This is a genomic window from Rhodococcus sp. IEGM 1370 (genome assembly GCF_033142325.1).
GTDB lineage: Bacteria > Actinomycetota > Actinomycetes > Mycobacteriales > Mycobacteriaceae > Rhodococcoides.
Genome location: NZ_JAWLRY010000007.1, coordinates 54,083 through 79,827, shown reverse-complemented (window position 1 = coordinate 79,827; position 25,745 = coordinate 54,083). Strand labels below are relative to the sequence as shown.

The 25,745-nt window shown below is 64.3% G+C and carries 26 protein-coding genes and 1 tRNA gene; 17 read left to right on the top strand and 10 right to left on the bottom strand.

What is annotated here, in order from left to right:
* Positions 1-131: 131 nt before the first annotated feature.
* Positions 132-335 (bottom strand): DUF3072 domain-containing protein, encoded by a 204-nt coding sequence (locus tag R4P47_RS12045; protein ID WP_032395510.1) that lies wholly within the window; start codon positions 333-335, stop codon positions 132-134.
* 141 nt (positions 336-476) lie between these two features.
* Here R4P47_RS12045 and R4P47_RS12040 point away from each other — a divergent pair, with 141 nt between their 5' ends.
* Both R4P47_RS12040 and R4P47_RS12035 read left to right on the top strand, forming a co-directional pair.
* The gene (locus R4P47_RS12040) at positions 477-800 is read left to right on the top strand and encodes an excalibur calcium-binding domain-containing protein (RefSeq protein WP_317784837.1); all 324 of its coding nucleotides are present in this window, start codon (positions 477-479) and stop codon (positions 798-800) included.
* A gap of 78 nt (positions 801-878) precedes the next feature.
* Positions 879-1,802 carry a pseudouridine synthase gene (locus R4P47_RS12035; RefSeq protein ID WP_317784836.1) on the top strand — a complete coding sequence of 308 codons (924 nt, stop codon included), beginning with the start codon at positions 879-881 and terminating at the stop codon, positions 1,800-1,802.
* 17 nt (positions 1,803-1,819) lie between these two features.
* Here R4P47_RS12035 and R4P47_RS12030 read toward each other — a convergent pair whose 3' ends face one another.
* From R4P47_RS12030 to R4P47_RS12020, 3 genes are all read right to left on the bottom strand, one after another.
* Entirely contained in the window at positions 1,820-2,632 is an 813-nt protein-coding gene (locus R4P47_RS12030) for a formate/nitrite transporter family protein (protein WP_068054878.1), read from the bottom strand.
* 120 nt (positions 2,633-2,752) lie between these two features.
* Positions 2,753-2,842, bottom strand: a tRNA-Ser gene (locus R4P47_RS12025).
* 45 nt (positions 2,843-2,887) lie between these two features.
* Entirely contained in the window at positions 2,888-3,400 is a 513-nt protein-coding gene (locus R4P47_RS12020) for a MarR family winged helix-turn-helix transcriptional regulator (RefSeq protein WP_068054875.1), read from the bottom strand.
* Positions 3,401-3,477: 77 nt separating this feature from the next.
* On the opposite strand from R4P47_RS12020, the gene mgrA reads away from it, so the two are divergent.
* Both mgrA and R4P47_RS12010 read left to right on the top strand, forming a co-directional pair.
* Positions 3,478-4,512 carry an L-glyceraldehyde 3-phosphate reductase gene (gene mgrA, locus R4P47_RS12015; RefSeq protein WP_317784835.1) on the top strand — a complete coding sequence of 345 codons (1,035 nt, stop codon included), beginning with the start codon at positions 3,478-3,480 and terminating at the stop codon, positions 4,510-4,512.
* A gap of 81 nt (positions 4,513-4,593) precedes the next feature.
* A complete protein-coding gene (locus R4P47_RS12010; protein ID WP_094638907.1) occupies positions 4,594-5,583 on the top strand; it encodes an NAD(P)H-quinone oxidoreductase in 990 nt (329 codons plus the stop codon).
* 107 nt (positions 5,584-5,690) lie between these two features.
* On the opposite strand, the gene R4P47_RS12005 is transcribed toward R4P47_RS12010, so the two are convergent.
* Complete coding sequence (locus tag R4P47_RS12005; RefSeq protein ID WP_317784834.1) at positions 5,691-6,896, bottom strand: cysteine desulfurase-like protein; 1,206 nt, start codon at positions 6,894-6,896, stop codon at positions 5,691-5,693.
* A 175-nt stretch (positions 6,897-7,071) separates the two neighbouring features.
* Here R4P47_RS12005 and R4P47_RS12000 point away from each other — a divergent pair, with 175 nt between their 5' ends.
* The 5 genes from R4P47_RS12000 (at position 7,072) to R4P47_RS11980 (ending at position 11,220) form a co-directional block, all read left to right on the top strand.
* Positions 7,072-7,656, top strand: coding sequence for a bacterial proteasome activator family protein (locus tag R4P47_RS12000; protein WP_317784833.1), 585 nt, complete (start codon positions 7,072-7,074; stop codon positions 7,654-7,656).
* 93 nt (positions 7,657-7,749) lie between these two features.
* Positions 7,750-8,586, top strand: coding sequence for an ABC transporter permease (locus tag R4P47_RS11995; RefSeq protein ID WP_187298386.1), 837 nt, complete (start codon positions 7,750-7,752; stop codon positions 8,584-8,586).
* Between the two features lie 11 nt (positions 8,587-8,597).
* A complete protein-coding gene (locus tag R4P47_RS11990; protein WP_317784832.1) occupies positions 8,598-9,410 on the top strand; it encodes an ABC transporter ATP-binding protein in 813 nt (270 codons plus the stop codon).
* On the top strand, positions 9,394-10,305 hold the full coding sequence (locus R4P47_RS11985) for a glycosyltransferase family 2 protein (protein WP_317784831.1): 912 nt from the start codon (positions 9,394-9,396) through the stop codon (positions 10,303-10,305). The genes R4P47_RS11990 and R4P47_RS11985 overlap by 17 nt, the downstream gene beginning before the upstream one ends.
* 51 nt (positions 10,306-10,356) lie before the next feature.
* Positions 10,357-11,220, top strand: coding sequence for a TylF/MycF/NovP-related O-methyltransferase (locus tag R4P47_RS11980; RefSeq protein WP_317784830.1), 864 nt, complete (start codon positions 10,357-10,359; stop codon positions 11,218-11,220).
* Here the strand turns inward: R4P47_RS11980 and R4P47_RS11975 are convergent, their stop codons facing one another.
* The 4 genes from R4P47_RS11975 to R4P47_RS11960 all read right to left on the bottom strand — a co-directional run bounded on the left by R4P47_RS11975 (position 11,221) and on the right by R4P47_RS11960 (position 16,444).
* Positions 11,221-13,113, bottom strand: coding sequence for a glycosyltransferase (locus tag R4P47_RS11975; RefSeq protein WP_317784829.1), 1,893 nt, complete (start codon positions 13,111-13,113; stop codon positions 11,221-11,223). It abuts the gene before it with no gap.
* Between the two features lie 111 nt (positions 13,114-13,224).
* Entirely contained in the window at positions 13,225-14,058 is an 834-nt protein-coding gene (locus R4P47_RS11970) for an alpha/beta fold hydrolase (protein WP_317784828.1), read from the bottom strand.
* A complete protein-coding gene (locus tag R4P47_RS11965; protein WP_317784827.1) occupies positions 14,055-14,660 on the bottom strand; it encodes a TetR/AcrR family transcriptional regulator in 606 nt (201 codons plus the stop codon). The genes R4P47_RS11970 and R4P47_RS11965 overlap by 4 nt, the downstream gene beginning before the upstream one ends.
* Positions 14,657-16,444, bottom strand: coding sequence for an N-acyl-D-amino-acid deacylase family protein (locus R4P47_RS11960; RefSeq protein WP_317784826.1), 1,788 nt, complete (start codon positions 16,442-16,444; stop codon positions 14,657-14,659). The genes R4P47_RS11965 and R4P47_RS11960 overlap by 4 nt, the downstream gene beginning before the upstream one ends.
* Before the next feature lie 174 nt (positions 16,445-16,618).
* Between R4P47_RS11960 and R4P47_RS11955 the strand changes: the two genes are divergently transcribed.
* The 5 genes from R4P47_RS11955 to R4P47_RS11935 are packed head-to-tail and all read left to right on the top strand — an operon-like array spanning position 16,619 to position 22,149.
* Positions 16,619-18,871 (top strand): hypothetical protein, encoded by a 2,253-nt coding sequence (locus R4P47_RS11955; protein WP_317784825.1) that lies wholly within the window; start codon positions 16,619-16,621, stop codon positions 18,869-18,871.
* A gap of 14 nt (positions 18,872-18,885) precedes the next feature.
* Positions 18,886-19,914 carry a glycosyltransferase gene (locus R4P47_RS11950; RefSeq protein WP_317549078.1) on the top strand — a complete coding sequence of 343 codons (1,029 nt, stop codon included), beginning with the start codon at positions 18,886-18,888 and terminating at the stop codon, positions 19,912-19,914.
* Complete coding sequence (locus R4P47_RS11945; RefSeq protein WP_317784824.1) at positions 19,911-20,852, top strand: NAD(P)-dependent oxidoreductase; 942 nt, start codon at positions 19,911-19,913, stop codon at positions 20,850-20,852. Before R4P47_RS11950 ends, R4P47_RS11945 begins: the two co-directional genes overlap by 4 nt.
* A complete protein-coding gene (locus R4P47_RS11940) occupies positions 20,849-21,316 on the top strand; it encodes a GtrA family protein (RefSeq protein WP_068054828.1) in 468 nt (155 codons plus the stop codon). Before R4P47_RS11945 ends, R4P47_RS11940 begins: the two co-directional genes overlap by 4 nt.
* A complete protein-coding gene (locus R4P47_RS11935; RefSeq protein ID WP_094638916.1) occupies positions 21,313-22,149 on the top strand; it encodes a glycosyltransferase family 2 protein in 837 nt (278 codons plus the stop codon). Before R4P47_RS11940 ends, R4P47_RS11935 begins: the two co-directional genes overlap by 4 nt.
* Positions 22,150-22,157: 8 nt before the next feature.
* Here R4P47_RS11935 and rfbB read toward each other — a convergent pair whose 3' ends face one another.
* Entirely contained in the window at positions 22,158-23,162 is a 1,005-nt protein-coding gene (rfbB, locus tag R4P47_RS11930; protein WP_094681701.1) for a dTDP-glucose 4,6-dehydratase, read from the bottom strand.
* Between the two features lie 225 nt (positions 23,163-23,387).
* On the opposite strand from rfbB, the gene R4P47_RS11925 reads away from it, so the two are divergent.
* Genes R4P47_RS11925 through R4P47_RS11915 form a run of 3 tightly spaced genes read left to right on the top strand, consistent with a single transcriptional unit; the run spans position 23,388 to position 25,734 of the window.
* Positions 23,388-24,164, top strand: a complete 777-nt coding sequence (locus R4P47_RS11925; protein WP_317784823.1) for a hypothetical protein — start codon at positions 23,388-23,390, stop codon at positions 24,162-24,164.
* Positions 24,161-25,369: a WXG100 family type VII secretion target gene (locus tag R4P47_RS11920; RefSeq protein ID WP_317784822.1), complete on the top strand. Its 1,209-nt coding sequence runs from the start codon at positions 24,161-24,163 to the stop codon at positions 25,367-25,369. The genes R4P47_RS11925 and R4P47_RS11920 overlap by 4 nt, the downstream gene beginning before the upstream one ends.
* A complete protein-coding gene (locus R4P47_RS11915) occupies positions 25,366-25,734 on the top strand; it encodes a hypothetical protein (protein ID WP_317784821.1) in 369 nt (122 codons plus the stop codon). Before R4P47_RS11920 ends, R4P47_RS11915 begins: the two co-directional genes overlap by 4 nt.
* Positions 25,735-25,745 lie beyond the last annotated feature (11 nt).

Here is a 25,745-nt window from a genome sequence, read left to right as displayed (position 1 = left end):
ACATGTACTCGAGACATAACGGTCCACCTGGTCGGATGTCCTCGCGGACACCGCTACCGCGAGGGCACTCGATGTGACATTCGGTGGACTTTTCGGGGGTCGATGTCACATCGAGTGGACCTCTGGGAGTCTCAGCCGCGGCCGGTTTCGCCCTGCAGCTTGTCGATCATTTCCGACGCCTGCGCCTTGTTGAGACCCTCGGGAACTTCCTCGCCCGCTTCCTGCGCAAGAGTGCTCAGGTAGCTCTTTTGCGGGCCGGTCATCGGCTCGTCGCCGGTGACCCAATCGTCGGGATCCTTCTCGGGGTTCTGGTTGACCTGCTCGTTTTCGCTCATACGTTCGTAAATACGCCGAATCGATGGGTTCCAAACACGTTTGCCCGTGTGCGCTCGAGCGTAGGTCACTCGAATGACTTGATTGACAGTTCAACAATCAGCCGAGGATGCTCCACATCACATCCCCTCGATTGGAGTTCCATGAAAACGAAGAATCTGCTGGTCAAGATCAGTATCAGCGGCGCGATCGCTGCGGCCGCGCTCGTCACCGCTCCGGCCGTCGCCTCGGCCGATCCGATCACCGATTTCCTCTGCAGCAGTGGTTCGGCCCAGTTCTGCCCGGTGCTCCTGCCCCCACCCCCGGCCCCACTGGCGGCTCCTGCGCCCGCACCCCGTCAGGGCAGCACATTCCAGTACGAGAACTGCGACGCGGCGCGCGACGCCGGAGCCGACCCGGTCTATCGGGACGAGTACGGCTACGGACCTCATCTCGACCGCGACAACGACGGCATCGGCTGCGAGTAGCGAACTCGCACTTGTGCAGGCAGATGGCACTGATTTGTCTGCACAAGTGCGATCTCGGCGGGCGGATACGCTCATCCGGTGAGACGACGCCAGCAACCGCCCCTGGCGAAGCGGCACGGTCTCGATCCCGCGCGAATACGGATGCCCGAGGACGGCATATGGCTCACTGTTCGCGACTTCCTCGCCGCAACCGAGTTCCGGATTCCTTCGCACCGGATCGACGCCATGCTCGCCGCCGGTGACATCGTCGACATGGCCGGCCCCATCTCCTTCGACGCACCGTACGTTCCCGGTGAGGCGGTCTGGTTCCACCGCGACCTACCGCCGGAAACCGTTGTGCCGTTCGATATCTCGATCGTGCACCGGGACGACGCGTTGCTGGTGATCGACAAGCCTCACTTTCTGTCGACCATCCCCCGCGGCGGACATATTCTGGAGACCGCGCTCGTGCGATTGCGTCTCGAACTCGAACTGCCGCAACTGGTGCCCGCTCACCGGCTCGATCGTGTGACCGCAGGCCTGGTCCTGTTCGTCGTCGATCCGACGCTGCGCGGTGCGTATCAAACGCTCTTCCAGGATCGCAAGGTCCGCAAGGAGTACGAGGCAATCGCGCGCTACGACCCGTCGCTCACACTGCCGACCGTCGTTCGCAGTCGAATCGTCTCGGAGAAGGGACAATTTACTGCCCATAAGGTCGACGGAGAACCCAACGCGCACACCACCGTCGAACTCCTGGAGCATCGAGACGGACTCGGCCGCTATCGATTGACACCGTTGACCGGCCGCACCCATCAACTACGTCTGCATATGAATTCGCTCGGCGTACCCATCCTCGGCGACGATCTCTACCCGACGGCATCCGGCCGAGCCGTCGACGACTTCACCGACCCGCTCCAATTACTCGCCAGTGCACTCGAATTCACGGACCCGATCTCGAAAGCCCTGCGACGCTTCGAGACCGGATTAGGCCTGGAGCGGTGGGTACCAGATGTCGGCTCGTGACTTCCGGCTCCGCTCGGCTACTCGGGATGTCGATCACGCTCGGACTTCACGAGTTCCTTGGTGCGCACCAAGCGCAGCGCAGTGACCAACACGACGCCCCCGATGATGTTGAAGAGCACTGTGTAGCCGAACCAATCGATCCAGTCTCGGTAACTCACGTCCGCACCCGCGTGGATGGCTCCGAAAATCAGCAAGGAATCGAGAATCGAGTGGAACAACTGCAATCCGGCCAGCAGGAACCCTGCCGCCATGGCAGCAATGATCCGCGCGACATCAGAGGTTGTTCCTTGCTGCATGCGAGTCAGCAACGTCATCGTGCTGCCGCCGAGAACGGCGAGGCAGATCGATTGGAGATTCAGCGGTGCGTCGACGAAATGATGTGCCGCCTCGGACAGCACCTCGAGCCACTGCGGAAACGCGTGTGCAATCAACCACATAACGAACCAACCGCCCAGCAGATTCGCCAGCAACGTTCCGACCCACAGCCTCGCCAGCTGCAGAGGTGTTCCGTCGCGGGCAACCACCGCCGCGATCGGCATCAGGAAGTCCTCGGTGAACAGCTCACCATGCGCGAGATAGATGGCCACCAGGCCAATGCCGAACGCAAGGCCCGCCAGCAGATGACTTCCGGTCTCGTCCAGCACCGCGAGATAGGCCATCACACCCAGAGCAACTTCGAGCCCGCCGAAGAATCCGGTGATCAGCACTGTGCGCACGGTCCGGTGCAATCGCTCTGCACCTTCGGAGACGACAGCGTCGAAACTTTCCTCGAGTTCCTCTTCCAGAGGTCCCTCGTTGTCGCCATCGTTGCGCCGCGCTTCTTCACTCATTCGCAGGTAGTACCCACTGAGCTGGTATCGATACCAGCTCGTCGGGAATCCTGCATTTCGAGTTTCGAACGGGGCAAACAAAACCGGCCCACCCTCGCGGGTGGACCGGGGTAGAACTTGTGGCGGAAGCGGAGGGATTTGAACCCCCGGACGCTTTTACACGTCTCTCGCTTTCAAGGCGAGTGCATTGGGCCGCTCTGCCACGCTTCCGTGTGCGATCTTAAACGGCCGAGCGGCCCGAGGCCCAATCGCCCCTCATCGTCGCGGTGTCGAGCCGGACGCGTCCATCGCGGCGTCGACCTTCTCGAAGATGTCGCCCAGCACCTCGAGTTCGTGGGGCGAGAGGATGTCGACGAGGTGCTGCCGGACGCCGCGGACGTGCGTGGGTGCCGCCTCCGACAATCGCCGACGCCCTTCCTCGGTGATCACCGCCAGCACGCCTCTGCCGTCGTTGACGCAGGTACTGCGAGACACCATGTCCTGCAGTTCCATTCGCCTGATCTGATGCGTCAGGCGACTTCTCGAGGACAGGACACCGTCGGCGAGCTCACTCATTCGGATGGAGCCGTCGACCGATTCCGACAACATCACCAGGATGCGGTACTCGGCCATCGACAGATCGTGGCGATCCTGCAGATCCTTGTTCAATACCCCCATCAATCGTTGCCCGCCGTCCATATAGGCGCGCCATGCTTTCATTTCCGCAGTGTCGAGCCACTGCGGGTCCCCCCCGGGACCAATGGCTAATTCGGCCGTCACGCGTGTCATCTTAGGCGGGAAATCTACCCACGAGTAGGTTGACGCGGTTCGAGGCCCCGTTCGGCGCAGCGCCCTATGGTCGAGGTATGACCGATCCCTACATCGACCCGCCGTACGTTGCCGCCGACGATCGCTACGAGTCCATGCTGTTCCGCCGAGTGGGCTCACGGGGCCCCCGACTTCCTGCGGTGTCGTTGGGACTGTGGCACAACTTCGGCGACGACGTACCGCTGATGAACCAGCGCGCGATCCTGCGTCGCGCATTCGATCTCGGCATCACGCATTTCGATCTGGCCAACAATTACGGCCCGCCGTACGGCAGCGCGGAGAAGAACTTCGGCCGCATCTTCTCCGAGGATTTCGCCGGATATCGCGATGAGCTGATCATCTCGAGCAAGGCCGGCTGGGACATGTGGCCCGGCCCCTACGGCTTCGGTGGCTCTCGCAAATACCTGCTGTCCTCGCTCGAACAATCGTTGACCCGAATGCGACTCGACCACGTCGACATCTTCTACAGCCATCGGCCCGACCACGACACCCCGATCGAAGAAACAGCAGGCGCACTGATCAGCGCTGTGCAGCAGGGCAAAGCCCTGTACGCGGGCATCAGCTCGTACAAGCCCGAGGGCACGCAGAAGATGGCAGACCTGCTCGCCGATGCGGGTGTTCCCCTGCTGATCCATCAGCCCAGCTACTCGATGGTCAATCGGTGGATCGAACCCGAACTGCTCACTACCCTCGACGCGGTGGGCGCGGGCGTCATCGCCTTCTCGCCTCTGGCCCAGGGCATGCTCACCGACAAGTACCTCGACGGTGTTCCCTCGAATTCGCGAGCAGCGCAGGGCAAATCGCTGAATCCGGACTGGCTCACCGACGACCACATCGAGCATCTCCGGGCGTTGAACCACATTGCCGCCACCCGCGGCCAATCCCTCGCACAACTCGCGCTGAGCTGGGCCCTGCGCGACCCACGCGTGACCTCGGTACTGATCGGCGCATCGAGCGTCGAACAGCTCGAGAACAACGTGGCGGCTTTGAAGAATCTGGACTTCACCGACGCCGAACTCGCCGAGATCGACACGCATGCCGAGGACTTCGGAATCAATCTCTGGGACCTGTAAGAATGCCTGCGGCAGTGGTGTAGTTAAGCGCTCCAGAGGGCACCTAACCGCACCACTGCGCCGGAGGCGCACTATGGAGACATGCGTGCCATCACACTGAAAGAATTCGGCGATCCCGACGTCATGGAATGGACCGAGGTCCCCGACCCACGTCCCGGCCGCGGACAGGTGATCATCGATGTCTCGGCCACCGCCGTCAACCGCGCCGACCTGATGCAGCGTCAGGGCAATTACCCACCGCCTCCGGGGGCCAGCGACATCCTCGGACTCGAGTGCTCGGGCATCATCTCCGAACTCGGTGAGGGCGTCAGCGGCTGGAACGTCGGAGACAGGGTCTGTGCGCTGCTGGCCGGCGGCGGCTACGCCGAGCAGGTCGCCGTACCCGCCACCCAACTCTTCCCCATTCCGCAGGGCCTCGATCTGCATGTCGCAGCGGCACTTCCGGAAGTCGCCTCGACGGTGTGGTCCAACCTGGTGATGGACGCGCACATGCGTTCGGGGCAGGTACTGCTCGTTCACGGCGGCGGCAGCGGAATCGGCACTCACGCAATTCAACTGGCCAAGCAGATGGGTGTCACCGTCGCCGTCACCGCCGGATCGAAGTACAAGCTGGACATGTGCGCAGACCTCGGAGCCGACATCCTGATCGACTACAAGAACCAGGACTTCGTCACCGAGATCCGTTCACAGACAGAGGATCACGGAGCAGACCTGATCCTGGACAACATGGGTGCGAAGTACCTCGACCGCAACCTCGACGCATTGGCCATGGACGGCACCGTCGTCACCATCGGAATGCAGGGCGGAGTGAAGGGCGAGCTGAACTTCGGCAAACTCCTCGCCAAGCGCGGCTCGGTACACGCAGCCGGATTGCGCGGCCGACCCGAAACCGGGCCGTCGAGCAAAGCGAACATCGTCGCGGACATGACGGCACACCTGTGGCCGATGATCTCCGAGGGCCGCGTCACCGCCGTCGTGCACGCCGAGATTCCGATAACCGAAGCGGCGCAAGGACATCGAATGCTCGATGAGGCCGAGACCATCGGAAAAGTGATTCTGCGAATCCAGTAGCGCGCAGGTCGGCGGTCGTGGGCGGAACCCCGTAGTGAGCTACGAGGCCGGAGTGGAGCCTGCGGAACGACCCGGAGGCTCCTCGTGCACGTGCGGCGCAGCCGCTCCTAGAGGGCGAGGGCGGTGAGCGCTTTGACGAGCTGATCGATCTCGTAGCGGGTGGTGTACGGAGCCAGACCGATGGTGACGGCACCACCCTCGTCGTTGACGCCCAACGCGTCGAGCAACCGACTACCGCCGTGGACTCCGCTGACACTGCCGATTCTGGCCTGCGCGAGTTGCTCGGACACCTTCACCGCTGGCATGCCCTCGACGGTGAAGCTCAGAGTGGGGATGCGCGTCGGTGCATTGCCGAGCACCATCACGTGGTCCAGGGAACCGAGTGCCTTCATCAGGTAATCGAACAGGCCGTCGTGGTAGTGCTGCAACGATCCGATCGACAGCTCGAGGCGCTCGCGACGCGTCCCGGTCGCTGTGTCGTCGAGATTGGCCAAGTAGTCGATGGACGAGACCACGCCCGCCAACAACGCGTACTGGTGACTGCTGACCTCGAGCCGCGCCGGCCCCTTGGCCGACGGATTGAGCGACATCGACGGCAACTGTTCCAGCAGCGTCGGATCGCGGAAGATCAACGCACCGACCGACGGCCCACCCCACGCGGCGGTGTCGATCGCGACGATGTCGGCCCCGAGTTCCTTGATGTCGACGTGGGCGTAGGGGGCAGCTCCGGCCGCGTCGACCACGATCAGCCCACCGACCTCGTGCACCAGATCCGCCGCGACCCGAACATCGGGCGCACTACCGACGATCGGCGACGCAGCAGTGACGGCGACGAGCCGAGTGGTGGAGGTGATCAGATCGTCGAACTGCCAGGTGGGCAATTCGCACGTATCGATCTCGACCTCGGCCCATCGGACATGCGCGCCCGACCGGCTGGCCACCCGCAGCCACGGTGCGACGTTTGCTTCCTCGTCCAGACGTGAGAGCACCAGACCGGTTCCCAGGCCCAGCCGCGAGCTCATCGAGTCCGCGAGCCAGGACAGCAGCGTCGCGCGGTCCGGGCCGATGACGACACCGGACGGATAGGCACCGACCAGATCGGCGATCGCGACGCGGGCGGATTCCAGCAGAGCTGCACTGCGCTTGGCCGAGGTGTTGCCGGCCGAATGATTGGAGGCACTGTGCCGAAATGCGGTGGACACAGCGGTCGACACGCGGTCCGGGATCAGCATCCCCAGCTGAGGGTCGAGATGAATCCACCCGTCACCGAGCGAGGGGATGGAACCTCTCACTCGCGCGACGTCGTAACCCATGCCGGACACTCTAAGCGCCGACCGGTGAAGCATGTGTTCCACGTCCTGTTTCCCCAGGGAACGGTTGCCCACCTCGCACGCTCGATCCTCCCGGCCTCCACTGTTCCCGACGACCGAACCAGGATAATCGCCCCTGACGATCGCGCAACGGCGAGCGAGGCGTAATGATGGATATATGACTCAATCCGAGCCGAACAGCGCGCCCGATGACCATGTCGTTGTGATCGGCCCCAACGGGGAACCGCTCGCCCTGAGCCGCGAGGAAGCGACGGCCGCCGCGGCCCGCGCCGCCGGATCCTCCGCGAACGATGGATCGGGCCTGTCGGAGATGGTCGAGCAGCCTGCAAAGGTGATGCGCATCGGCACGATGATCAAGCAGCTGCTCGAGGAAGTGCGCGCTGCACCGCTCGACGACGCGAGCCGGACGCGACTGAAGGAAATCCACAAGTCGTCCATCCACGAACTCGAACAGGGCCTCGCCCCGGAACTGCGCGACGAACTCGAGCGCCTGGTCCTGCCCTTCGGCGACGACGTGGTCCCCACCGACGCGGAACTGCGCATCGCGCAGGCTCAGCTCGTCGGCTGGCTCGAAGGTCTGTTCCACGGCATCCAGACGGCCCTGTTCGCTCAGCAGATGGCCGCGCGGGCTCAACTCGAACAGATGCGGCAGGGCGCGTTGCCTCCCGGTGTGATGGGCGCTCCGGGTGGCGGCCAGGGTGGCGGGGGCCACGGCGGCGGCGGTACCGGCCAGTATCTGTAGCAAGCTCGGAATGAGCGCAGTCTCCGAAGAGAGGTAGTGTCGACCGTCGTGTCGGCACCAGCGAAGGATCCCGAGAGCGAGGCAGGAGATCAGATGCCTGCTCCGGTTTCGGACTCACAGACTTATCGGCGCGCTTTCGGCGACCTGAAAACCGGTTTCAACCAGCGCGAGCTGTGGCTGCATCTCGGTTGGCAGGACATCAAGCAGCGGTACCGCCGGTCGGTGATCGGTCCGTTCTGGATCACCATCGCCACCGGCGTGCAGGCCATCGCGATGGGTCTGCTGTATTCGGTCCTGCTCAACATCGATCTGCGCGAGTTCCTGCCACACGTCACCGTCGGCCTGATCGTCTGGGGACTGATCAGCGCCGCAATCCTCGAAGGCGGAGACGTCTTCGTCGCGAACGAGGGCTTGATCAAACAGCTGCCCAGTGCGCTGAGCGTGCACGTCTATCGCCTGGTGTGGCGTCAGCTGCTGCTGTTCGGTCACAACATGCTGATCTACGTGATCATCATCGCGATCTTCTGGCCCGAGGGCGGGCTGCACTGGACCGTGATCTTCGCGATCCCCGCGCTGGTGCTGATTCTGCTCAATGCCGTGTGGGTGTCCATTCTGTTCGGCATCGTCGCCACCCGCTACCGCGACATCGCCCCGATCCTCGGCAGCTTCGTGACGCTGATGTTCTTCATGACGCCGATCGTGTGGACCACCTCAGGCCTGCAGTCCATGGGCGGCGAGGCCGCGAACCGCGCCAAGCTCGTCGAGATCAACCCGCTCTTCCACTACCTCGACATCATCCGGGCCCCCCTGATCGGCGAGGATCAGCAGGCGTACCACTGGTACATCGTGCTCGGGTTCACCGTCGTCGGCTGGGCGCTGGCCATCGTCGCACTCAAGAAGTACCGGGCCCGCGTGCCCTACTGGGTTTAGGGGTATTCGAGTTGTCCATCAGCATCAGCATCAGCACTCACGACGCGTGCGTCGACTTCCCGATCTTCGACGCCAAGACGCGGTCACTGAAGAAGGCGTTCCTCGGCAAGGCCGGTGGTGCGATCGACCGCAACTCGTCCGACGTCGTCGTCGTCGAAGCTCTCAAGAACATCACGATGAACCTGAAGGACGGCGATCGCGTCGGACTGGTGGGTCACAACGGTGCGGGCAAGTCGACGCTGCTGCGGCTGCTCTCGGGCATCTACGAGCCGACGCGAGGCAGCGCCACCATCCGCGGCCGCGTCGCGCCGGTGTTCGATCTGGGCGTCGGTATGGACCCCGAGATCTCCGGCTACGAGAACATCATCATTCGCGGCCTGTTCCTCGGCCAGACGCGCAAGCAGATGCTCGCGAAGATGGACGAGATCGCCGACTTCACCGAACTCGGCGACTACCTCGACATGCCGCTGCGGACCTACTCCACGGGCATGCGCGTGCGCGTCGCGATGGGCGTGGTCACCAGCATCGACCCGGAGATCCTACTGCTCGATGAGGGCATCGGAGCCGTGGACGCGGAGTTCATGAAGAAGGCCCGCCATCGCCTGCAGGAGTTGGTGAAGCGCTCGGGAATCCTGGTGTTCGCCAGCCACTCCAACGAATTCCTGGCTCAGCTGTGCGACACCGCCATGTGGATCGATCACGGCCAGATTCGCCAACAGGGCGGCATCGAGGACGTGGTGCGGGCGTACGACGGTGACGACGCGGGAGACCACGTCGCACAGATCTTGAAGGAGATCGAGCGGGAAGATGCAGCCGGTGCCTGACCGGATCATCGGGGTCATCGTCACGCACAAGCGGCGTGAGTTGTTGGCTCTCTCCCTTGAGGTCATCGATGCGCAGACACGTCCGCTCGATCATTTGGTCGTCGTCGACAATGCCGACGAGCCCGCCGTACGCGAACTGGTCGAGTCGATCGACCTGCCGACGACGTATCTCGGTTCGCAGCACAATCTGGGTGGTGCGGGCGGGTTCGCACTCGGGATTCTGTATGCGCTCTCGCTCGGTGCGGATTGGGTGTTCCTCGCCGACGACGACGGCCGCCCCGAGGGCCCGAAGGTGCTCGAGACCCTCTACGACTGCGCTCTCACCCACGGCCTCGACGAGGTCTCCCCCGTCGTCTGCGACATCGACGATCCGGACCGGCTGGCCTTTCCGCTGCGCCGCGGCGTCGAATGGCGTCGGCTGCGGTCCGAATTGATCGACCCGGCGAACCCGGACGACGACCTTCTCGAAGGCATCGCCTCGCTGTTCAACGGAGCACTGTTCAAGGCGTCGACGATCGACGCGGTGGGCGTGCCCGATCTACGGCTGTTCGTGCGCGGCGACGAGGTGGAAGTACACCGCCGATTGCAGCGATCGGGCCTGAAGTTCGGCACGTGCCTGACGACCGCCTACGTCCATCCCAACGGGGCCGAGGAGTTCAAGCCGATCCTCGGCGGCCGGATGCACACGCAGTACCCGGAGGACGCGACCAAGCGCTACTTCACGTACCGCAATCGCGGCTACCTCATGTCGCAGCCCGGTATGCGAAAGCTGTTGCCGCAGGAGTGGATTCGGTTCACCTGGTTCTTCCTGATCACCACCCGCAACCCGAAGGGTCTGGCCGAATGGTTCCGGTTGCGCGGGCTGGGGCGTCGGGAACACTTTCGCAGGCCCTGATGCTGCCGCCATGGGGTGCGCGGACCCGCGTGATACCGCTACCGTGTGCCCATGACGGAACCTCGGAAGCTCGCTGATCGCATCAAGTCGTCGGCACGGGAGAAGCTTCAACGAGCGATCGGCGAGGTTCTGGCTCAGCAGACCGCCCAGCTGGCCGAGCAGACCAGCGATCAGCAGGCGAAATTGCTCGACGTCCTCGAACGCCAGCGGCATGAGATCGACGATCTGCACGCGTTCATCCGCGGCCTCGAGATGCGGATGCGTCGCGACATTCCGTACGCCTCCGACGTCGAAGCAGCCGCCCAGAGTGCCGAATTCGCCGAAGAGATGATGCCGCAGGCCCCCACGTTCCTGCGGCCGCACGCGACGCTGCGGTTCGCCCTCGGCGAGGTCTCCATCCGCGGCATGGCACTCGAGTTCGGCGTCGCCAGCGGAACGACGCTCGAGATCATCGCCGAGGAATTGAGCTCACGCAAGGACATCACCGTCGTCGCCGGATTCGACGTGTTCTCCGGCCTCCCCGAAACCTGGCGCACCGGTTTCCCGAAAGGGCTCTTCGAGCAGGACACCATCCCCGAAGTGCCGGGCGCACAGATCGTCCCCGGGTTGTTCGAGGACTCGCTGCCGGGCTTCCTGAAGGGCCATCACGAGAAGCTGGCGTTCTTGCACCTGGACGCCGACCTGTACTCGTCGACGGTCACCGTGCTGGATCTGGTGGCCGATCGACTCGCGGTGGGCACGGTGATCGTGTTCGACGAGTACTTCAACTTCCCCGGCTGGCGCAACCACGAGTACCGGGCGTGGACGGAATTCGTCGCAAGCACCGGTACCGAGTTCGACTACCTCGGCTACACCGCCGACAACGAACAGGTCGTCGTACGCATTCGCACGGCCCCGACAGTTCGCGCGAAATAGCTACTGGCCGTAGAGGCGAGCCCAGTTCTCTCGGCTCGTCAGCTCGGGCACCGCTGCGCGGTACGACGCAGCGACTGTCGGGGTTTCGGTGCGCAGACGCTTGAGTGCGGTCACGCCGCGCTTGAGCAGCTCTACTGCATGTTGCTTGTTGCGCTTGCGAACTCGGACGCCCTCCTGCGAGCGATCGGTGACGATCGCGTGGGAGAACAGCGAGACGTGCCACCAGTGGGCGTCGTCGGCCGAGATGGCGACCGGACCCGGGTTCACCGTGCCGCGCCACTGATTGAGCATCCGCTTGGCCAACACGGCGAATTCCATGCTCTTCTTCGGGTGCGGTCCCGCGGGGGTGATGAACATATCCGCCGGACGCACCCCGGGAACGTCGTTGGCGTTGTGCCGCTTGGTTTCTCCGTACGCAGCACGTTCACGCCGGATGGAACCGGCAGCGTCCATGCCGCCGTCGAGCAGATTCTCCGGACCGGCCAGGAAGTCCTCGACGGCCTTGATCAGCGTGTATGCCATGCCGTACTGCATCGACACCAGGTACCGCAGCAGATCGGTGAACAGCTGCTTGGCGAGCGTCCTACCGTCGAGCTCGATGTGCAGGGCCGCGGTGATCATGCCGTTGCGCAGGTTGAAGTAGCGGTGCCACTCGTCCCAGTCCTTCCACGCGAAGTCGGCATGCCATACAGCTGCACCGGGCAGCGTCACGGTAGCGAAACCGTTTGCACGAGAGCGGTATCCGTACTCGATGTCGTCCCACTGGAAGAACAGCGGCAACGGGTAGCCGACCTGACCGACGATCTCGGACGGGATGAGGCACGACCACCAGCCGTTGTAGCCGGCGTCGACGCGGACGTCCTGCTGCCGCTTGCGCTTGAACGCGCTCTTGTCCGAGATTGCGTTCTTGACATGCACCCCGGCTTCGAGCTTCTGCAGGTTCGCCACCTCGGCACCGACATGCACGCGATCGGGGTGCAAGAGGTAGAGCATCTGCGCGCCGATGATCGCGGGCTCGACGGTCATGTTGGCGAACGAGTTCATCCGCACGATCGCCTCGGGCTCGCACAGCACGTCGTCGTCCATGAAGATCACGTTGGCCGGATCGCCGCCCTTGCCCTGCACCTCGTAGAGCCCACGAGTGAACCCGCCGGCACCGCCGAGGTTGGGCTGGGTGATGTAGACGAGCTTGTCGCCGAGCTCGGCCGCCACGCGCTGGAACTTCTCGCGCGTCTGCACCTGATCGGTGCCCTGATCTACGACGTAGACGTTGTCGACCCCGAGCAGGGCGATGGGATCGTCGGCCATGGCAGCGACGGTGTTGGCGCAGTCGTCCGCGCGGTTGAACGTGCAGATCACCACCGAGGTGGGGCGCAGCTTCTCCGGCGCGGCGACGGTCCACTCGGCGTCCTGTACCGACAACTCGCTCGACGTGGTGGTGAAGCGTACGTACAGCGCACCGCCGTCGAGGAACTGCGTGGTGGCGACGGGAACGGCCAACTGAGTCGACGAGTTCGCGGAATCGACCGTTGTACTGGCCATCGTGCGCTCGTGACCCTTGTAGTCCGTGCCCACCAGATCGATCCGACCTGCACCGGCGACCGTCGCACGGAACACCACCTCGGTGACGGTGGTCCACCGCTGCCAGTAGCTGGCCGGGAACCGTCCGAAGTAGCTGTTGGTGTGCAGCACGCTGCGCTTGGCGATACGAACGCCGGTGCGGGTGCGCTCGACATTTCCCTTACCGACAGAGCTGTACATATCGGCACTGACCAGGGGCGACGGGCCGTCGAACAGCAATCTCTGAACTGTCAGTTCGGGCTCGCCGCCACCGCCGGCAACAGCCGACACATCCGATGGCGAGCCGAGACGATCGAGAGCAGTGCCGTCCATACCGAGAAGTACCCCATCCAGTTCGAGTAGTGGCTCTGTGCGGTCGTGGAGAGAAGAAGACCACTGACCATGGTTGCACAGGCCCCGACCGATCTGTTCGACGCTCGCCGTCTACTCCGCTTCCTGCACCCTCGCCATCAGCACGCGGGCGGCGTCGGCTGGGTGCGTGTACGGCCACCAATGGCCGGCATCGACTCGATCGACGCGCAGATCGGGGATCCATCGATCGAGACCGTCGGTGAGGTTGGTCGACAGCATGCGGTCGTGTGACGGTACGACCACGGTGGTCGGGACCGCGCACCGTGGAGCAGGCCCGCGGAGCACACGCCGCAACACGTTCGCCCGGTAGAGGGCGATGCCGCGCTGCTGGTCGGCCACCGTCGGGGTCGGCTCACCCTCGACATTCAGCCGTGCCAACAAGTCCGGTACCCGTGTGCCCAGAACGGGTACATGAAACCCGAAGACGTACCAGGACCGGGCCAACTGCCCGATCAGTGACGGCCATCGATGCGGCCGCACCAGCCGCGCCCGTGCCACCTGCCTCAGGTGATCCAGACTCGGCCCGGACACCGATGTGTACGACGCGAACACGGTCGATGCGCGAGGCGAGGCCATCGCCTCCCACATCTGGACCGACCCCCAGTCGTGGGCGAAGACGTGCACCTTCCCGGTGAGGTCAGGAATCGACTCGACCACCGCGTAGGCGTCGCGCGCCAGCTGCTCGATGGACACGTCCGCCTCGTGCTCGAGCGTGGACGCTCCGCTTCCTCGTGTGTCGTAGGCGATCACCCGAACCCGGTCGCCGAGCTCGGCGATCAGCGGATCGAACACGTGACGGTTGTCGGGATATCCGTGCACCAGCAGCACTGTGGACTTCGCCGCCGGGTCCCCGTATTCGTAGACGGGAAGCTCGGCACCCGGAGTGCGCACCGTCCAGTGGGTCATCCCGCGTCGCTCAGTGCGTACAGAGTGCCGCCGCGTAGCAAGTGGGCGATCATCCTCAGCCGCATGGCCTCCTGCTCGGGTTGCGGATGCACCACCGCGGCCAACGCCTCGCCGTCGAGCAGATGCACCACGCTGAAGACCACCGTCTCCAGATGGCGTGGATCGATCGCGCCGGCGACCGGTAGCGTGCGAGCGAGTTCGGCGATCTGCTCGTGATACCGAACTGTGAACGGCTGCAGCCTCTCTCGCAGCTCGTCGTCGCTACGGGCCGCGGTCAACAGCTCGTACCAGGCACCGTTGATCGGAGCGCGGCACGCAGCCCTGAGCAATTCGAGGCAGTGCTCGATCGACGCGCTCCCGAAACCGGACAGGCCACGGCGAAACTCCACGAACTGACGTCGCCGAACCTCGTCCGCTGCGGCAACGATCAGGTCGAGCCTGGTGTCGAAATGCCGAAACATGGCACCGGACGACACTCCTGCACGGCTGACGATCTCACTGACACTGGTTGCGGCATAGCCCTTCTCGCACAACGACTCGATGGTCGCGTCGAGCAACTTTCCGATCGTCTCGGTCCGACGCTGTTGTTGACTCGGGCTCACACACGCTCCCGGCGACGCGGAGCCGTGGGTGTGCCGGCCCGTAGGAAGCTACCTGCGCGCTCCGACACACCGAACCAGGGTGCAAAGGTGCCAGCGGAGAACACCACTCGGCCCGCGACCAGGGTGGCGGCCACGGCCCGGTCGTTGCGGTTGACCATTCGACTCAGGCCACCGAACTCCGGCATGGTCTCCTCCCGGTAGGCCAGGACCTCCTCGTCCAGGCCCGCCGGATCGATCACCACGATGTCGGCGCGATCACCCACCCGCACGTGTCCGGCGTCGAGACCGTAGAAGTCGGCCAACTCGCCACTGAGCTTGTGCACGGCCTTCTCCACGGCCATGAAGGGTCGGCGATCGTTTCGCGCGTCGTGCACACGGTGCAGTAACCGGATGCCGAAGTTGTAGAACGCCATGTTGCGCAGATGAGCACCGGCGTCGGAGAAGCCGACGGTCACCCCGGGCTGATTGATCAGCTTGTCCATCTGACGCTTGCGGTGATTGGCAACCGTCGTGTGCCAGCGCAGCTTTCGGCCGTGCTCGACCACCAGATCGAGGAACGCGTCCACCACGTGTACCCCGCGTTCTTCTGCGACCTCCGCGACGTTCTTGCCGACGACCGACGCGTCGGGACATTCGGTGATCTCGGCGTCGGCGAAGTCTCGATGCCAGACGCGCGAGCTGAACTTCTTCTCGAAATCGGCGCGGAACCAGCGGCGGTAGGCCTCGTCCGACAGCAACTCGTTGCGGCCCAACTCTTCTCGTAGATGCAGAGCTGCGCGGCCCGACCCGAACTCCTCGAACACCACGAGGTCGATGCCGTCGGAATACACGTCGAACGTGGTGGGCAGGTGCTGCCAGCGGAACTGGCCCTTGCCCGGACCGTTGACGATGCGAGCGAGCGGACCGAAGACGCGATGAATCCACGGCGACGCCTTCGCGTCGGCCGCTGCCAGCAGCGAGATCTTGAGCGGAGTGCGGCCGATGCCGGTGGCCGAGGCGAGGAAGAACAGCATGTCGTACTTGGTGTTCAGATTCGGAATGCTCTGCAACAGACGGCCGCGCTTACGCAGGATCTTGTGCAGAGCACGGAATTCGCTCCACCGTGCGTACGAGGACGGCAGCGAACGAGACCGGTACCGATCTCCGTCCAGCTTGTCCCATGGGTTCGTCATCGTCGACATTCCGAGCAGCCCGGCATCGAGCGCTTTCTCGAGCGCGTCCGACATGGCGCGCCATTCCTCGCGGGTGGGTCTCTGGCTGCGATCGGTCGATCGGTCCAAGCCCATCACGTGGGCACGCAGATCCGAATGACCGACCAAGGCTGCGATGTTGGGGCCCAGAGGCAGACGCTCGAGCGCTGCGATGTACTCGCCGGGGCTGGTCCACGTCTTGTGCGTATCGACGGCCTTGAGCACATGATCGCGCGGCAGCGCCTCGACCCGACTGAACAGGTCCGCGATGTCGACCGGAGTGGAGTAGAGCGTCGACAACGAACAATTCCCCAGCAGAACCGTGGTGACCCCGTGCCGAACGGATTCTTCGAGACCGGGCCCGACGAGCACTTCCGCGTCGTAATGGGTGTGTACGTCCACGAAGCCCGGGGTGACCCACTTACCGGTGGCGTCGACCACCTCGGTCGCCGGGCCCGCCTCGAGCGGGGTGGAGGACACGGCCCGCACGACGCCGTCGACGATGCCCACATCGGCTCGAACTCCCGGACCGCCGGATCCGTCGTAGACAGTGCCGCCGGTGATGACAACGTCGAAAGAGATGTTCGAGTTCATGTGACCTCCGTCATAGGATGAGGTCAATCTAACTTAGAGAGTGGTCACTCGCAATAGCCGTACCGAGTCGGCCGTCTCGCGATCACCTGCGTGTTTCGCGCGTCGACGTTTCGGTTCCTGGACACCTCGAGAGATACAGTCGAGTGTCTTTGCCCGAACTCACGGAGTTGACCCTTGACCCCCACGGATACCCACATCGCGCGCGCCGCCCTGCCCGACAGCAGGAGAGAGCGCCTCGCGTGGGGAGCAGCGGTCGCTGCAGTGGTGGTCCTCGGCTATCTCCTGGTGCTCAGCGTCGATCCCCGCTTCTTCTACATCGACGACACCGAATCGGGTGCCGTACCCAACTGGCTCCAACTCGGACGCATCATGCGCGACGGGCAATTCCCCTCGCTGGTGCTCGATCAGTGGATGGCCGGTAACTACCCGGTCGAGGGCCAGGGCGGCCTGTGGAATCCCGTTCAGATGGCGATCAACTACATCTCGCCGTCGATCGACAACCTGGTACTGCTGGCAACGGTCGTCAAACTGGGCTTCTCGATTCTGTTGGCCTGGGGCGTGTTTCGAGTCGCTCTGGCCTACGGAGCGCGAGCCAACTGGGCTGCGGTAGCGGGCGCGAGCGCACCGTTCGTCGGGTTCACGCTGTTCTTCGAGAACACCTCGTGGGTGACCGCGCTGATGGGCACGGCGTGGATCATGAACGCCTGGGCGAGTTCGGTGTCCTACGCCCGCGGTCGCAGCGGTCCGATCGTGCCGTTCGTCTTTCTCTACCTCGCCATCAGCGTGGGATACGTCCACGCCGCGGTGATGGCCGGAGTGATGATCGGATCCGTCGCCATCGGCGAACGACTGTTCCAGCGGCTGTGGCGGCCGGCATTGAAGGTGTGCGCGGTAGGTATCGCTGCCGCGGCCTGCGGGGCCGTCACCTTCCTGCCCGGAGTGCTCACGTCCGCGGTCACCTGGCGCAGCGGGGACGAGGGCACGTTCAACGACAACTTCCTGACGGCACCGTGGTCGGAATCGCTCACCGCGAGCATCCCGACCGCGGTGACGAGCATCGAATCCTGGGCGGGCGAGACCACCGAATCGCCGGTCACCTACATCGCCTGGTTCGTGGTGCCCGCGCTGGCGTTCATCGCCTGGCGTCGGGTACCCGCGGCTCTGCGCGAGCTGGCGGCACCACTGATCATGCTGGCGTTCGCCTTGATCTTCACCGCAGGTCCCAGCGACATCGGACCGATCCGCTGGCCCGCCCGCATTCTGCCGTTCGTCGCCCTCGTCGCACTTATTCTCGTGGTGACCCTGATCAGCCGGTACGGAACGCTCGACAAGCTGCGGCCTCGGCTGCTCGCGGCCGGCCTGCTGACGCTGGTACTGCTGCTTCGCGCCGGCTCGTCGGGCCCGGAATTCTTCGGTCGCCACGTCCTCGCTGCGCTGGTGATCCTGCTCGTCGGCGCGCTCGCTCTGCTGCTGGCCCACCGCTTCTCCACCCGGGCCACTGCGGCGCTGCTCCTGGTCACCATCGCGCCGGTCGCGATGTACCAGGTGGCCACCTACGAACCGCCCTTCGCCAAGTGGTGGCTGCCCACCTCCCAATCCGAGGCCAAGGCCGAGTTCCCACAGTGGCAGGGCGCGACTCTGCAACTCGGTAGCCGGGCGCTCACCGAGACCGCAGCCGACGGACCCGACGACCCCCGGCTGCCCTGGCACTCCCAGGTGTACGGCAACTCCGCCAAGATCATGGGCCTGGACTACGTCAACGCGTACACCCCCGTCGGCTACCTGGACTTCGCCAACCTGCTGTGCTTCGAGCACGAGGGATCGACCTGCACGGACGCCTTCCGGCGCGTGTTCGAGATCGAGCCGTACACCGGCAAGACGTACGCCGACCTGATGCAACTCGATCGAATCGTGCTGCAGAAGAACCAGTATCCGCTCGCGAACTCCCGGCCCGCACCCGCAGGCTGGATGTGGGTGACCGCTCCCACACCCGAGTCCGCTCGCCAGATCTACGTCCTCGAACGCGTCGACGGGTTGATTCCCGCGTCGTCGGGACGCGTCGTCGCGACCGTGAACGCCACGGCCGAACCCCGATCGTCCGATGCGGACTCGGAGCACGTCGACGTCAGCGCACCCAACGGTGGCAGCGTCGTGTTCTCGCGTCTGGCCTGGCCCGGTTACACCGCGACGCTGAACGGTGAGGAGCTGCAGACGAAGGGGCTGGCCGACATCTTCCTGTACGTCGACCTGCCGCCCGGCACCGAGAACGCGGACCTGCACATCACCTTCCGACCGCCCGGCGAACGACTCGGACTGGCCGCGATGGCCGGCGGGACGCTGTTGCTGGTCGGCCTGGTGGTGCTCGATGTGCGACGGCGCAGAAATTCGAGTTCTCGGGAGTTCGGCGCTGGGACGTCGAGCAGATAGGCTCAGACCTCGTGATGTCCGACGACTCTGCTGCTGATCCGCACCGCATCTCCATCGTGGTACCGGTCTACCAGGGCGAACGGACGCTCAGCGCGTTGATGGACGAGATCCTTCCGCTGACGCAGGTGACACATACTCCCCTCGGGCGGCCGATGATCGTCGAGGAAGTTCTGCTCGTCTTCGATCACGGCCCCGACAACTCTGCCGCGGTGATTCGCCAGCTCACGGCCGCGCACACGTTCGTTCGCGGGGTGTGGCTGAGCCGCAATTTCGGTCAGCACCCCGCCACCCTCGCCGGCATGGCCTCGAGCGGCGGCGAGTGGATCGTCACGATGGACGAGGACGGGCAGCACGATCCGGCGGCGATCGGCGGCATGCTGGATACGGCCCTCGACCAGCAGTCCACCGTCGTCTACGCCAAGCCCACCAACGTCGCACCGCATGGGATGTGGCGCAACGCAGCCTCCAAGGGTTCGAAGTGGCTGATCGCCAAGGCGCTGGCCGGGGACAACACCATCGACTACCAGAGCTACCGCCTGGTGCTCGGTGAAGTCGGTCGCTCCGTCGCCGCCTACGCCGGTTCCGAGGCATACCTGGACATCGCACTCGGCTGGATCGCAGGCGACGTCACGACCAGCCCGGTGGCGTTGCGTGAAGAGGTGGACCGTCGATCGGGCTACCGACTGCGTACCTTGCTCTCGCACTTCTGGCGGATGGTGCTCTCGAGCGGCACGAAGGGCCTGCGACTGGTCAGCTTCATCGGCATCGCCTTCGCGGTACTCGGCCTCATTCTGGTGGCGTACGTACTCGTGTCGTACTTCGTCTTCGATTCGGGCGCCGAGGTACGAGGCTGGGCATCGACGATGGTGATCCTGTTGTTCGGCTTCGGAGCAACACTGTTCTCCCTCGGTGTGGTGGCCGAGTACGTGGGCGTGAACGTCAAGACGGCCATGGGCAAACCGCCGTACCTGATCGTCACCGATCCCGGAAACGGCCCGCTCGGACGCACCGCGCCATCGACCGAACCTGCACCGCCGGCGTGACCGCGACGCACACGTGGATCGTCGGCAGCGGCGGGCTGCTCGGCGCTGCGGTGACCCGGGAGGCCGGTCGTCGCGGGCATCGAGTGCACACCAGCACCATCCCGTGGTCGGACACGGCGTCCGCCGAACAGGCTCTGCTGCAGCGCTGTTCGGAGTTCTTCGATTCCTTCGCCGACGGTACCTGGAACGTGATCTGGGCCGCGGGCGCGGGCGTGAACGGAACCAGTGCAGCACAATTCGCCGAAGAGAACGGCCTGATCCGCACCGTCCTGGCGCACATCGAGGCTGTCGCCGCCGACCGCGCGGGCACCGGAACCGTGTTCCTCGCCTCGTCCGCCGGAGGCGTCTACGCCGGCGCGACGGGTGCCCCACATCACGAGGGAACGAACCCGGTTCCGTTGGGTGACTACGGTTTCGCCAAGCTGCAGTCCGAGGCCATCGCGACCGAGTTCGGTGCACGCACCGGCATCAACGTGGCCATCGGCCGGTTCGCGAACCTCTACGGGCCGGGGCAGAACCTCGCGAAACCGCAGGGCCTGATCTCGCACCTGTGCCGGGGATACCTCATGGCCTCCCCCGTATCCATCTACGTCCCGATGGACACGTTGCGCGACTACCTCTACGTGTCCGACGCGGCCGAGATGGTCGCCGACACCCTTGCCATGTCAGCCACGCAACGAATATCGCCGACGATCAAGATCTTCGCCTCCGGTGAGGCCGTGACCATCGGCTCGATTCTCGGAGCCTGCCGGACGGTGTTTCGCCGTCGACCGAACGTGGTGTTGGCGGCGTCCCCATTGGCGGTGTTCCAGGGTCGCGATCTACGGCTGCGGTCGACGGTCTGGCCGCAGATCGATCGCCGAACGCACCGAACATTGCCGGCAGGTATTGCGTCCACCCTGTTCGCGACGCGTCAGGCACTGGCGGTGGGTCGATGACCGAACCACAGACTCCTGCTCCCCCGGCGGGCATGAACGGCGCGCCGGGGCCGCTGATGCGCATCGTCAAGAATCAGAAAATCGCGTTCCTGCTCGTCGGCGGCGTCAACACCGCATTGGGTACCGCGTGGTTCATCCTGTGGCAGTTGCTGATCGGCGAGCAGTACGGATACCACGCCGCGATCGTGCTCGGCTATCTCTGCAACGTGCTGTGCGCGTTCGCGATGTACCGCTACCTGGTGTTCCGCGTGCGAGGTCACTTCCTACGTGATCTGCTGCGGTTCTTCGTCGTGAACTTCGGCGCGTTCGTCGCCAACATCTCCCTGATGACGATCGCCGTGTCCGTCTTCCACTTCCCACCCATCCCTTCACAATTGGTCGTCACAGCCGTGATGGCAGTCGTCAGCTTCTTCGGCTACCGCGACTTCTCGTTCCGCAGAAAGAGCCAGGCCCCCACATCATGACGCCCCGTGTTTCCGTAGTCGTCCCGGCGTACAACAACGCCGAGTACCTGGCCGAGACCATCGATTCGATTCTCGCCCAGACGTTCACGGACTTCGAACTGGTCATCGCCGATCACTCGTCGACCGACGGAACCCTCGCCGTCGCGCAGAAGTTCGACGACCCACGGATCCGCCTGCTGACAACCCCGGCCGGCGGCGGAGCACAAGCCAACTGGAACCGCGTCACCGAGGAAGCCACGGGCGAGCTGATCAAGCTCGTCTGCGGTGACGACACCATCGCGCCCACCGCGCTGGACACCCAGGTGCGGGCTTTCGACGACAACCCGTCCGCCGTTCTGGTCGCCGCACAGCGGACGCTGATCGACGCCTACGGCAAGACGGTCATCGCCGCCCGCGGGCTCGGTGGACTGCACGGAACGGTCTCGGGCCGAGTCGCCGCCAGAACCGCAGTTCGGGCCGGTGCCAACATCTTCGGCGAACCAGGCGGCGTCATGATGAAGCTGTCGGAACTCCGCGAGATCGGACTGTGGGACAACAGTCATCCCTACCTGATCGACCAGGCCACCTTCATCGCAGTAGCCCTACGCGGCGACATCGTGGCAATTCCGCAACCGCTGGCGTCGTTCCGTATCAACTCGGGACAGTGGAGCGTGGAACTGGCGACACAGCAGGCACGTCAGGCCGCGGACTTCCACCGCTCGCTGCAGGCCAGCGACCCGACATTGTTGTCCGACAACGATGTTCGCATCGGCAACGCCAAGGCCCTGATGACCTCGTTCATGCGTCGCGCGGTGTATCTGCTGCTGCGCCATCGGATGTCACGCAGTAGTTAGTTCCGGCTTCAGGGCAGTACGGATTCTTTCGCCGCGTAGACCGCCTCGGTGGCGTCCTTCTGCGGCCGCCACCACTGCTCGTTCTCGCGGTACCAGTCGATGGTCGCTTTCAAGCCGGCGCGGAAGTCGACATAGGTTGGTGTCCAACCCAATTCGGTACGCAATTTGGTCGAGTCGATGGCATAGCGCAGATCGTGGCCGGGGCGGTCGGTGACGAAATCGAAGGCGTCGGGTGCGTTGCCTGTTTCTTCGAGGATCGCTTCGAGGACGGTGCGGTTGTTCGCTTCGCCGTCGGCTCCGATGAGGTAGGTCTCGCCGATGCGGCCGCCGTCGATGATGGCCCAGACGGCACTGTTGTGGTCGTCGACGTGGATCCAGTCGCGCACGTTCTGCCCTGCCCCGTAGAGCTTCGGCCGTGAGCCACTGAGGATGTTGGTGATCTGACGGGGGATGAACTTCTCCACGTGCTGGTACGGGCCGTAGTTGTTGGAGCAGTTGGAGATGGTGGAGCGGACCCCGAACGAGCGGGTCCAGGCACGCACCAACAGGTCGCTCGAGGCCTTGGTGGAGGAGTACGGGCTCGACGGGTTGTACGGGGTCGATTCGGTGAACCGTGCCGGGTCGTCGAGTTCGAGGTCGCCGTAGACCTCGTCGGTGGAGATGTGGTGGTAGCGGACGTCGTGTTCGCGTACCGCGTTGAGCAACGTGGTGGTACCGATGACGTTGGTGTGCACGAACGGCCACGGATCGGTCAACGAGTTGTCGTTGTGGGATTCGGCGGCGAAGTGGACGACCAGATCGGTCTCGCGGACGAGGCGGTCCACGAGATCGGCGTCGGCGATGTCGCCGTGGACGAACTCGATGCGATCCGCCACCGGGTCGAGGGAGGCTTTGTTGCCGGCGTAGGTGAGCTTGTCGAGCACGGTGACCTGGGAGTCGGGACGCTGCGCGAGGGTCTGATGTACGAAGTTCGCGCCGATGAACCCGGCCCCACCCGTGACGAGAATTCTCATGTACCGGCACTTTACCGGGGGATGCTCCTGCGGGCCGTTCTTGTCTGGGTCCGCAGGCCATTCCAGCGCAGGTGTCGCTGCACGGGATGCTCCACTCGACGCCTCGGTGGGTAGGTTCCCGGCGATCGGACCGTCGAGTGGAGCGATAGTTGCACCGCGTCCGGAGGTCGACCAAGCATGTCGGGCGCGCGTGCTAGCTTCTCTTCGACTTCGGGGGGAGTGACGATGCGTCTTCGATACATTCTGCTGCGTCTCGCGGCATCGGTGGCACTGCTGTTCGGAATCATGTGGGCAATCCCGCAGCTGGCACCTGAGGTGCCCGAGCCGTACGAGGGGGTACAGGTCCTTCCGCCGGTGTCGCCAGAACCCAGGGGCTCGACGACAGCCCCGCCACCAATGCCGCCGGGGTTTCCGTCCATGAACCGGCCGCCACCGAAGATCGAGGTGCCCGACGGCCAACCGCAGCCCATCGCCACCAAATTCGGCTGGACCTACGATATTCCTGCGGACTGGGAAAATTGGAACGACGGTTTCTCGGAGTGGGTCGGCGAGGACGGGTCGACCGCAACGTACGGCGCAATGGGCCTCCACGGTCGATTCGATTGCGAGGGTGGTGAGTTCGAGTCTTCGGCGATCAGCGGAATGACCGGTCGACGTGCCGGGGACTTGACTGTCCTCGCCTATCAAGAAGCGCAGAAGGCGTCGATGATCTTCACCAACGGAGATGGTTCACTGGCACCCACTGTTCAGATCAGCGACCCCGAGTATCTACAGGTCGACGGAGTCCCGGCTGTCCGCTACACAGCCCTGGTGGAAGAGATACCGGATTCGCCGTACTGCCCTCCTCCCCGCGCCACATTCGACGTTGTCACCACTACCGGTTTCGCCACGGCAGAGGTCGCGGTCTTCGTCGTACTTGCCGACCGTGATGTCGAGAACGCACTCTCCGATGAGGACGTCGACGGCCTCATCTCGTCACTGAGAAGGACCGCGACGCAATGACCGAACCGCTGATCGCCAGATCCTCGGAAATAGCCGGCCTCGGACATCTTCTCGATCGCATCGGCGGCGACACTCTGGCCAGTCATCGTTATCTGCTCGATCATGCGGGCCTGAGCGAGAACGTGGTTGGGCAGATTCTGAAACGACTTCAGCCGTACCTCGCACGGTTTCAGGAGATGACACGCACTCGGCAGGTTCACCTGTCCGCCAACTGCGGGGAAATGGGTGCAGAACTCAACAGAGCGGCATGGCTGTATGCCGATCAGGATCAGCGAAACTATGACCTGCTGAACGCTCACACAAGCGCGACGCCACTACCGGGCATCGATCGAGGCAGCTCGGATCGTGCCGCCGTCGGCCACGTGGATGAATTCGACGGAGCGGCCGACTACGGACGGCCCCACGGGATCGACTATCCCGCGCCGAATCCCGTCGTCGACGAAGTCCGAGAATTGCTCGACGATGCCGCGGGCTGGCTCGGAGAGATCGACACAACGATTTTCGAACTCTGCGGGTGGAGCCCCCTGAACGAAGCGACAATGCCGATCACCGGCAACTGGAACGAAATCAGGAGAATCGGCCAGGCATATCAGATCGCAGGCGACGCCATGGAAGCTGCGTCGGAGTCGTTCGCGGCAGGTGTGGGGCGCGTGGACGCCTACTGGCACGGCGCTGCCGCACAGGCATTCACCGATTACGCCGACCGACAACTGGCCGCAATGCGATGGGAGGGGCCCGCAGGCCGCACGATTTCCGCGGTCTGTGCAGTGATATCCGAACAACTCCGTGACGCTGCGCTGGCAGTGGTTCGGAAAGTCGTCGAACTTCTCGAATCGGAGGTCGCCGTCGACAACGCCCGCGGTGCGTTGAAGGTCATGATCAAGAAGGTACCGATGGTGGGCACGGCCTGGCAGGTCGAAAGTATCATCGAAATCTGCTGGACAGCAATGGATCTGACCAAGGAACTCATTGCGAAGATCGAGCAGGTGGTCGACGACTTCGGCGCGTTCCTCGACGCGCTCGGCGATCCCGAGAGCCAGGTGGGCAAGAAGATCGACGACACGTTACGCCCATTGAACGACTTCCTCGACCACGGCAAGCAGTCCGTCGAAGCGGGAAAGACCGCGGATATCCGACCGGTCCTCGACACTCCGGACGAGGACTTCTCCGTTGGCACCGGCGACGAACCCTGGCGGGACGCATGATCCAGTCACTGCCTCCACACGCCCGAGCCGCGTACGACCGTCTGATGACATCCTGCGGTGAGCTCGAGGCCGCGCGCACGCGGGCCCTGAACACCGATCTGAAAGCTCCGGCGGGAACCCGATACGTCACAGCGGAACTGCTGGCCCGCCTGGCGTCCTCACGCCGGGCATCGGCCGACCTGATCCACTACGCGACCCGCGTCGCGTCGGGTGAATGCAGTTGGGAACGTGTCGAGGTGGACGCAACTCCGGTGCCACCGGAAGTCGAAGAGCTCAAGGCCGATCCGCAGATCCTGTGGCCGGCCGAATGGCCGACTCCGATCACCGAGACCGGAACTTCGCCGTACCGAATCCCGTGGGAGTGATCGGCCGCTGG

Bases quoted from the DNA above. Each gene is read 5' to 3' on its own strand.
- R4P47_RS11940 (WP_068054828.1), top strand. From the start codon at position 20,849: ATGACCGAACCACAGACTCCTGCTCCCCCGGCGGGCATGAACGGCGCG.
- rfbB (WP_094681701.1), bottom strand. From the start codon at position 23,162: ATGAGAATTCTCGTCACGGGTGGGGCCGGGTTCATCGGCGCGAACTTC.
- R4P47_RS12000 (WP_317784833.1), top strand. From the start codon at position 7,072: ATGACTCAATCCGAGCCGAACAGCGCGCCCGATGACCATGTCGTTGTG.
- R4P47_RS11950 (WP_317549078.1), top strand. From the start codon at position 18,886: ATGTCCGACGACTCTGCTGCTGATCCGCACCGCATCTCCATCGTGGTA.
- mgrA (WP_317784835.1), top strand. From the start codon at position 3,478: ATGACCGATCCCTACATCGACCCGCCGTACGTTGCCGCCGACGATCGC.
- R4P47_RS11925 (WP_317784823.1), top strand. From the start codon at position 23,388: ATGCGTCTTCGATACATTCTGCTGCGTCTCGCGGCATCGGTGGCACTG.
- R4P47_RS11985 (WP_317784831.1), top strand. From the start codon at position 9,394: ATGCAGCCGGTGCCTGACCGGATCATCGGGGTCATCGTCACGCACAAG.
- R4P47_RS11935 (WP_094638916.1), top strand. From the start codon at position 21,313: ATGACGCCCCGTGTTTCCGTAGTCGTCCCGGCGTACAACAACGCCGAG.
- R4P47_RS11975 (WP_317784829.1), bottom strand. From the start codon at position 13,113: ATGGACGGCACTGCTCTCGATCGTCTCGGCTCGCCATCGGATGTGTCG.
- R4P47_RS11920 (WP_317784822.1), top strand. From the start codon at position 24,161: ATGACCGAACCGCTGATCGCCAGATCCTCGGAAATAGCCGGCCTCGGA.
- R4P47_RS11980 (WP_317784830.1), top strand. From the start codon at position 10,357: ATGACGGAACCTCGGAAGCTCGCTGATCGCATCAAGTCGTCGGCACGG.
- R4P47_RS12030 (WP_068054878.1), bottom strand. From the start codon at position 2,632: ATGAGTGAAGAAGCGCGGCGCAACGATGGCGACAACGAGGGACCTCTG.
- R4P47_RS12045 (WP_032395510.1), bottom strand. From the start codon at position 335: ATGAGCGAAAACGAGCAGGTCAACCAGAACCCCGAGAAGGATCCCGAC.
- R4P47_RS12005 (WP_317784834.1), bottom strand. From the start codon at position 6,896: ATGGGTTACGACGTCGCGCGAGTGAGAGGTTCCATCCCCTCGCTCGGT.
- R4P47_RS11995 (WP_187298386.1), top strand. From the start codon at position 7,750: ATGCCTGCTCCGGTTTCGGACTCACAGACTTATCGGCGCGCTTTCGGC.
- R4P47_RS12040 (WP_317784837.1), top strand. From the start codon at position 477: ATGAAAACGAAGAATCTGCTGGTCAAGATCAGTATCAGCGGCGCGATC.
- R4P47_RS12020 (WP_068054875.1), bottom strand. From the start codon at position 3,400: ATGACACGCGTGACGGCCGAATTAGCCATTGGTCCCGGGGGGGACCCG.
- R4P47_RS12010 (WP_094638907.1), top strand. From the start codon at position 4,594: ATGCGTGCCATCACACTGAAAGAATTCGGCGATCCCGACGTCATGGAA.
- R4P47_RS11915 (WP_317784821.1), top strand. From the start codon at position 25,366: ATGATCCAGTCACTGCCTCCACACGCCCGAGCCGCGTACGACCGTCTG.
- R4P47_RS11970 (WP_317784828.1), bottom strand. From the start codon at position 14,058: ATGACCCACTGGACGGTGCGCACTCCGGGTGCCGAGCTTCCCGTCTAC.
- R4P47_RS11960 (WP_317784826.1), bottom strand. From the start codon at position 16,444: ATGAACTCGAACATCTCTTTCGACGTTGTCATCACCGGCGGCACTGTC.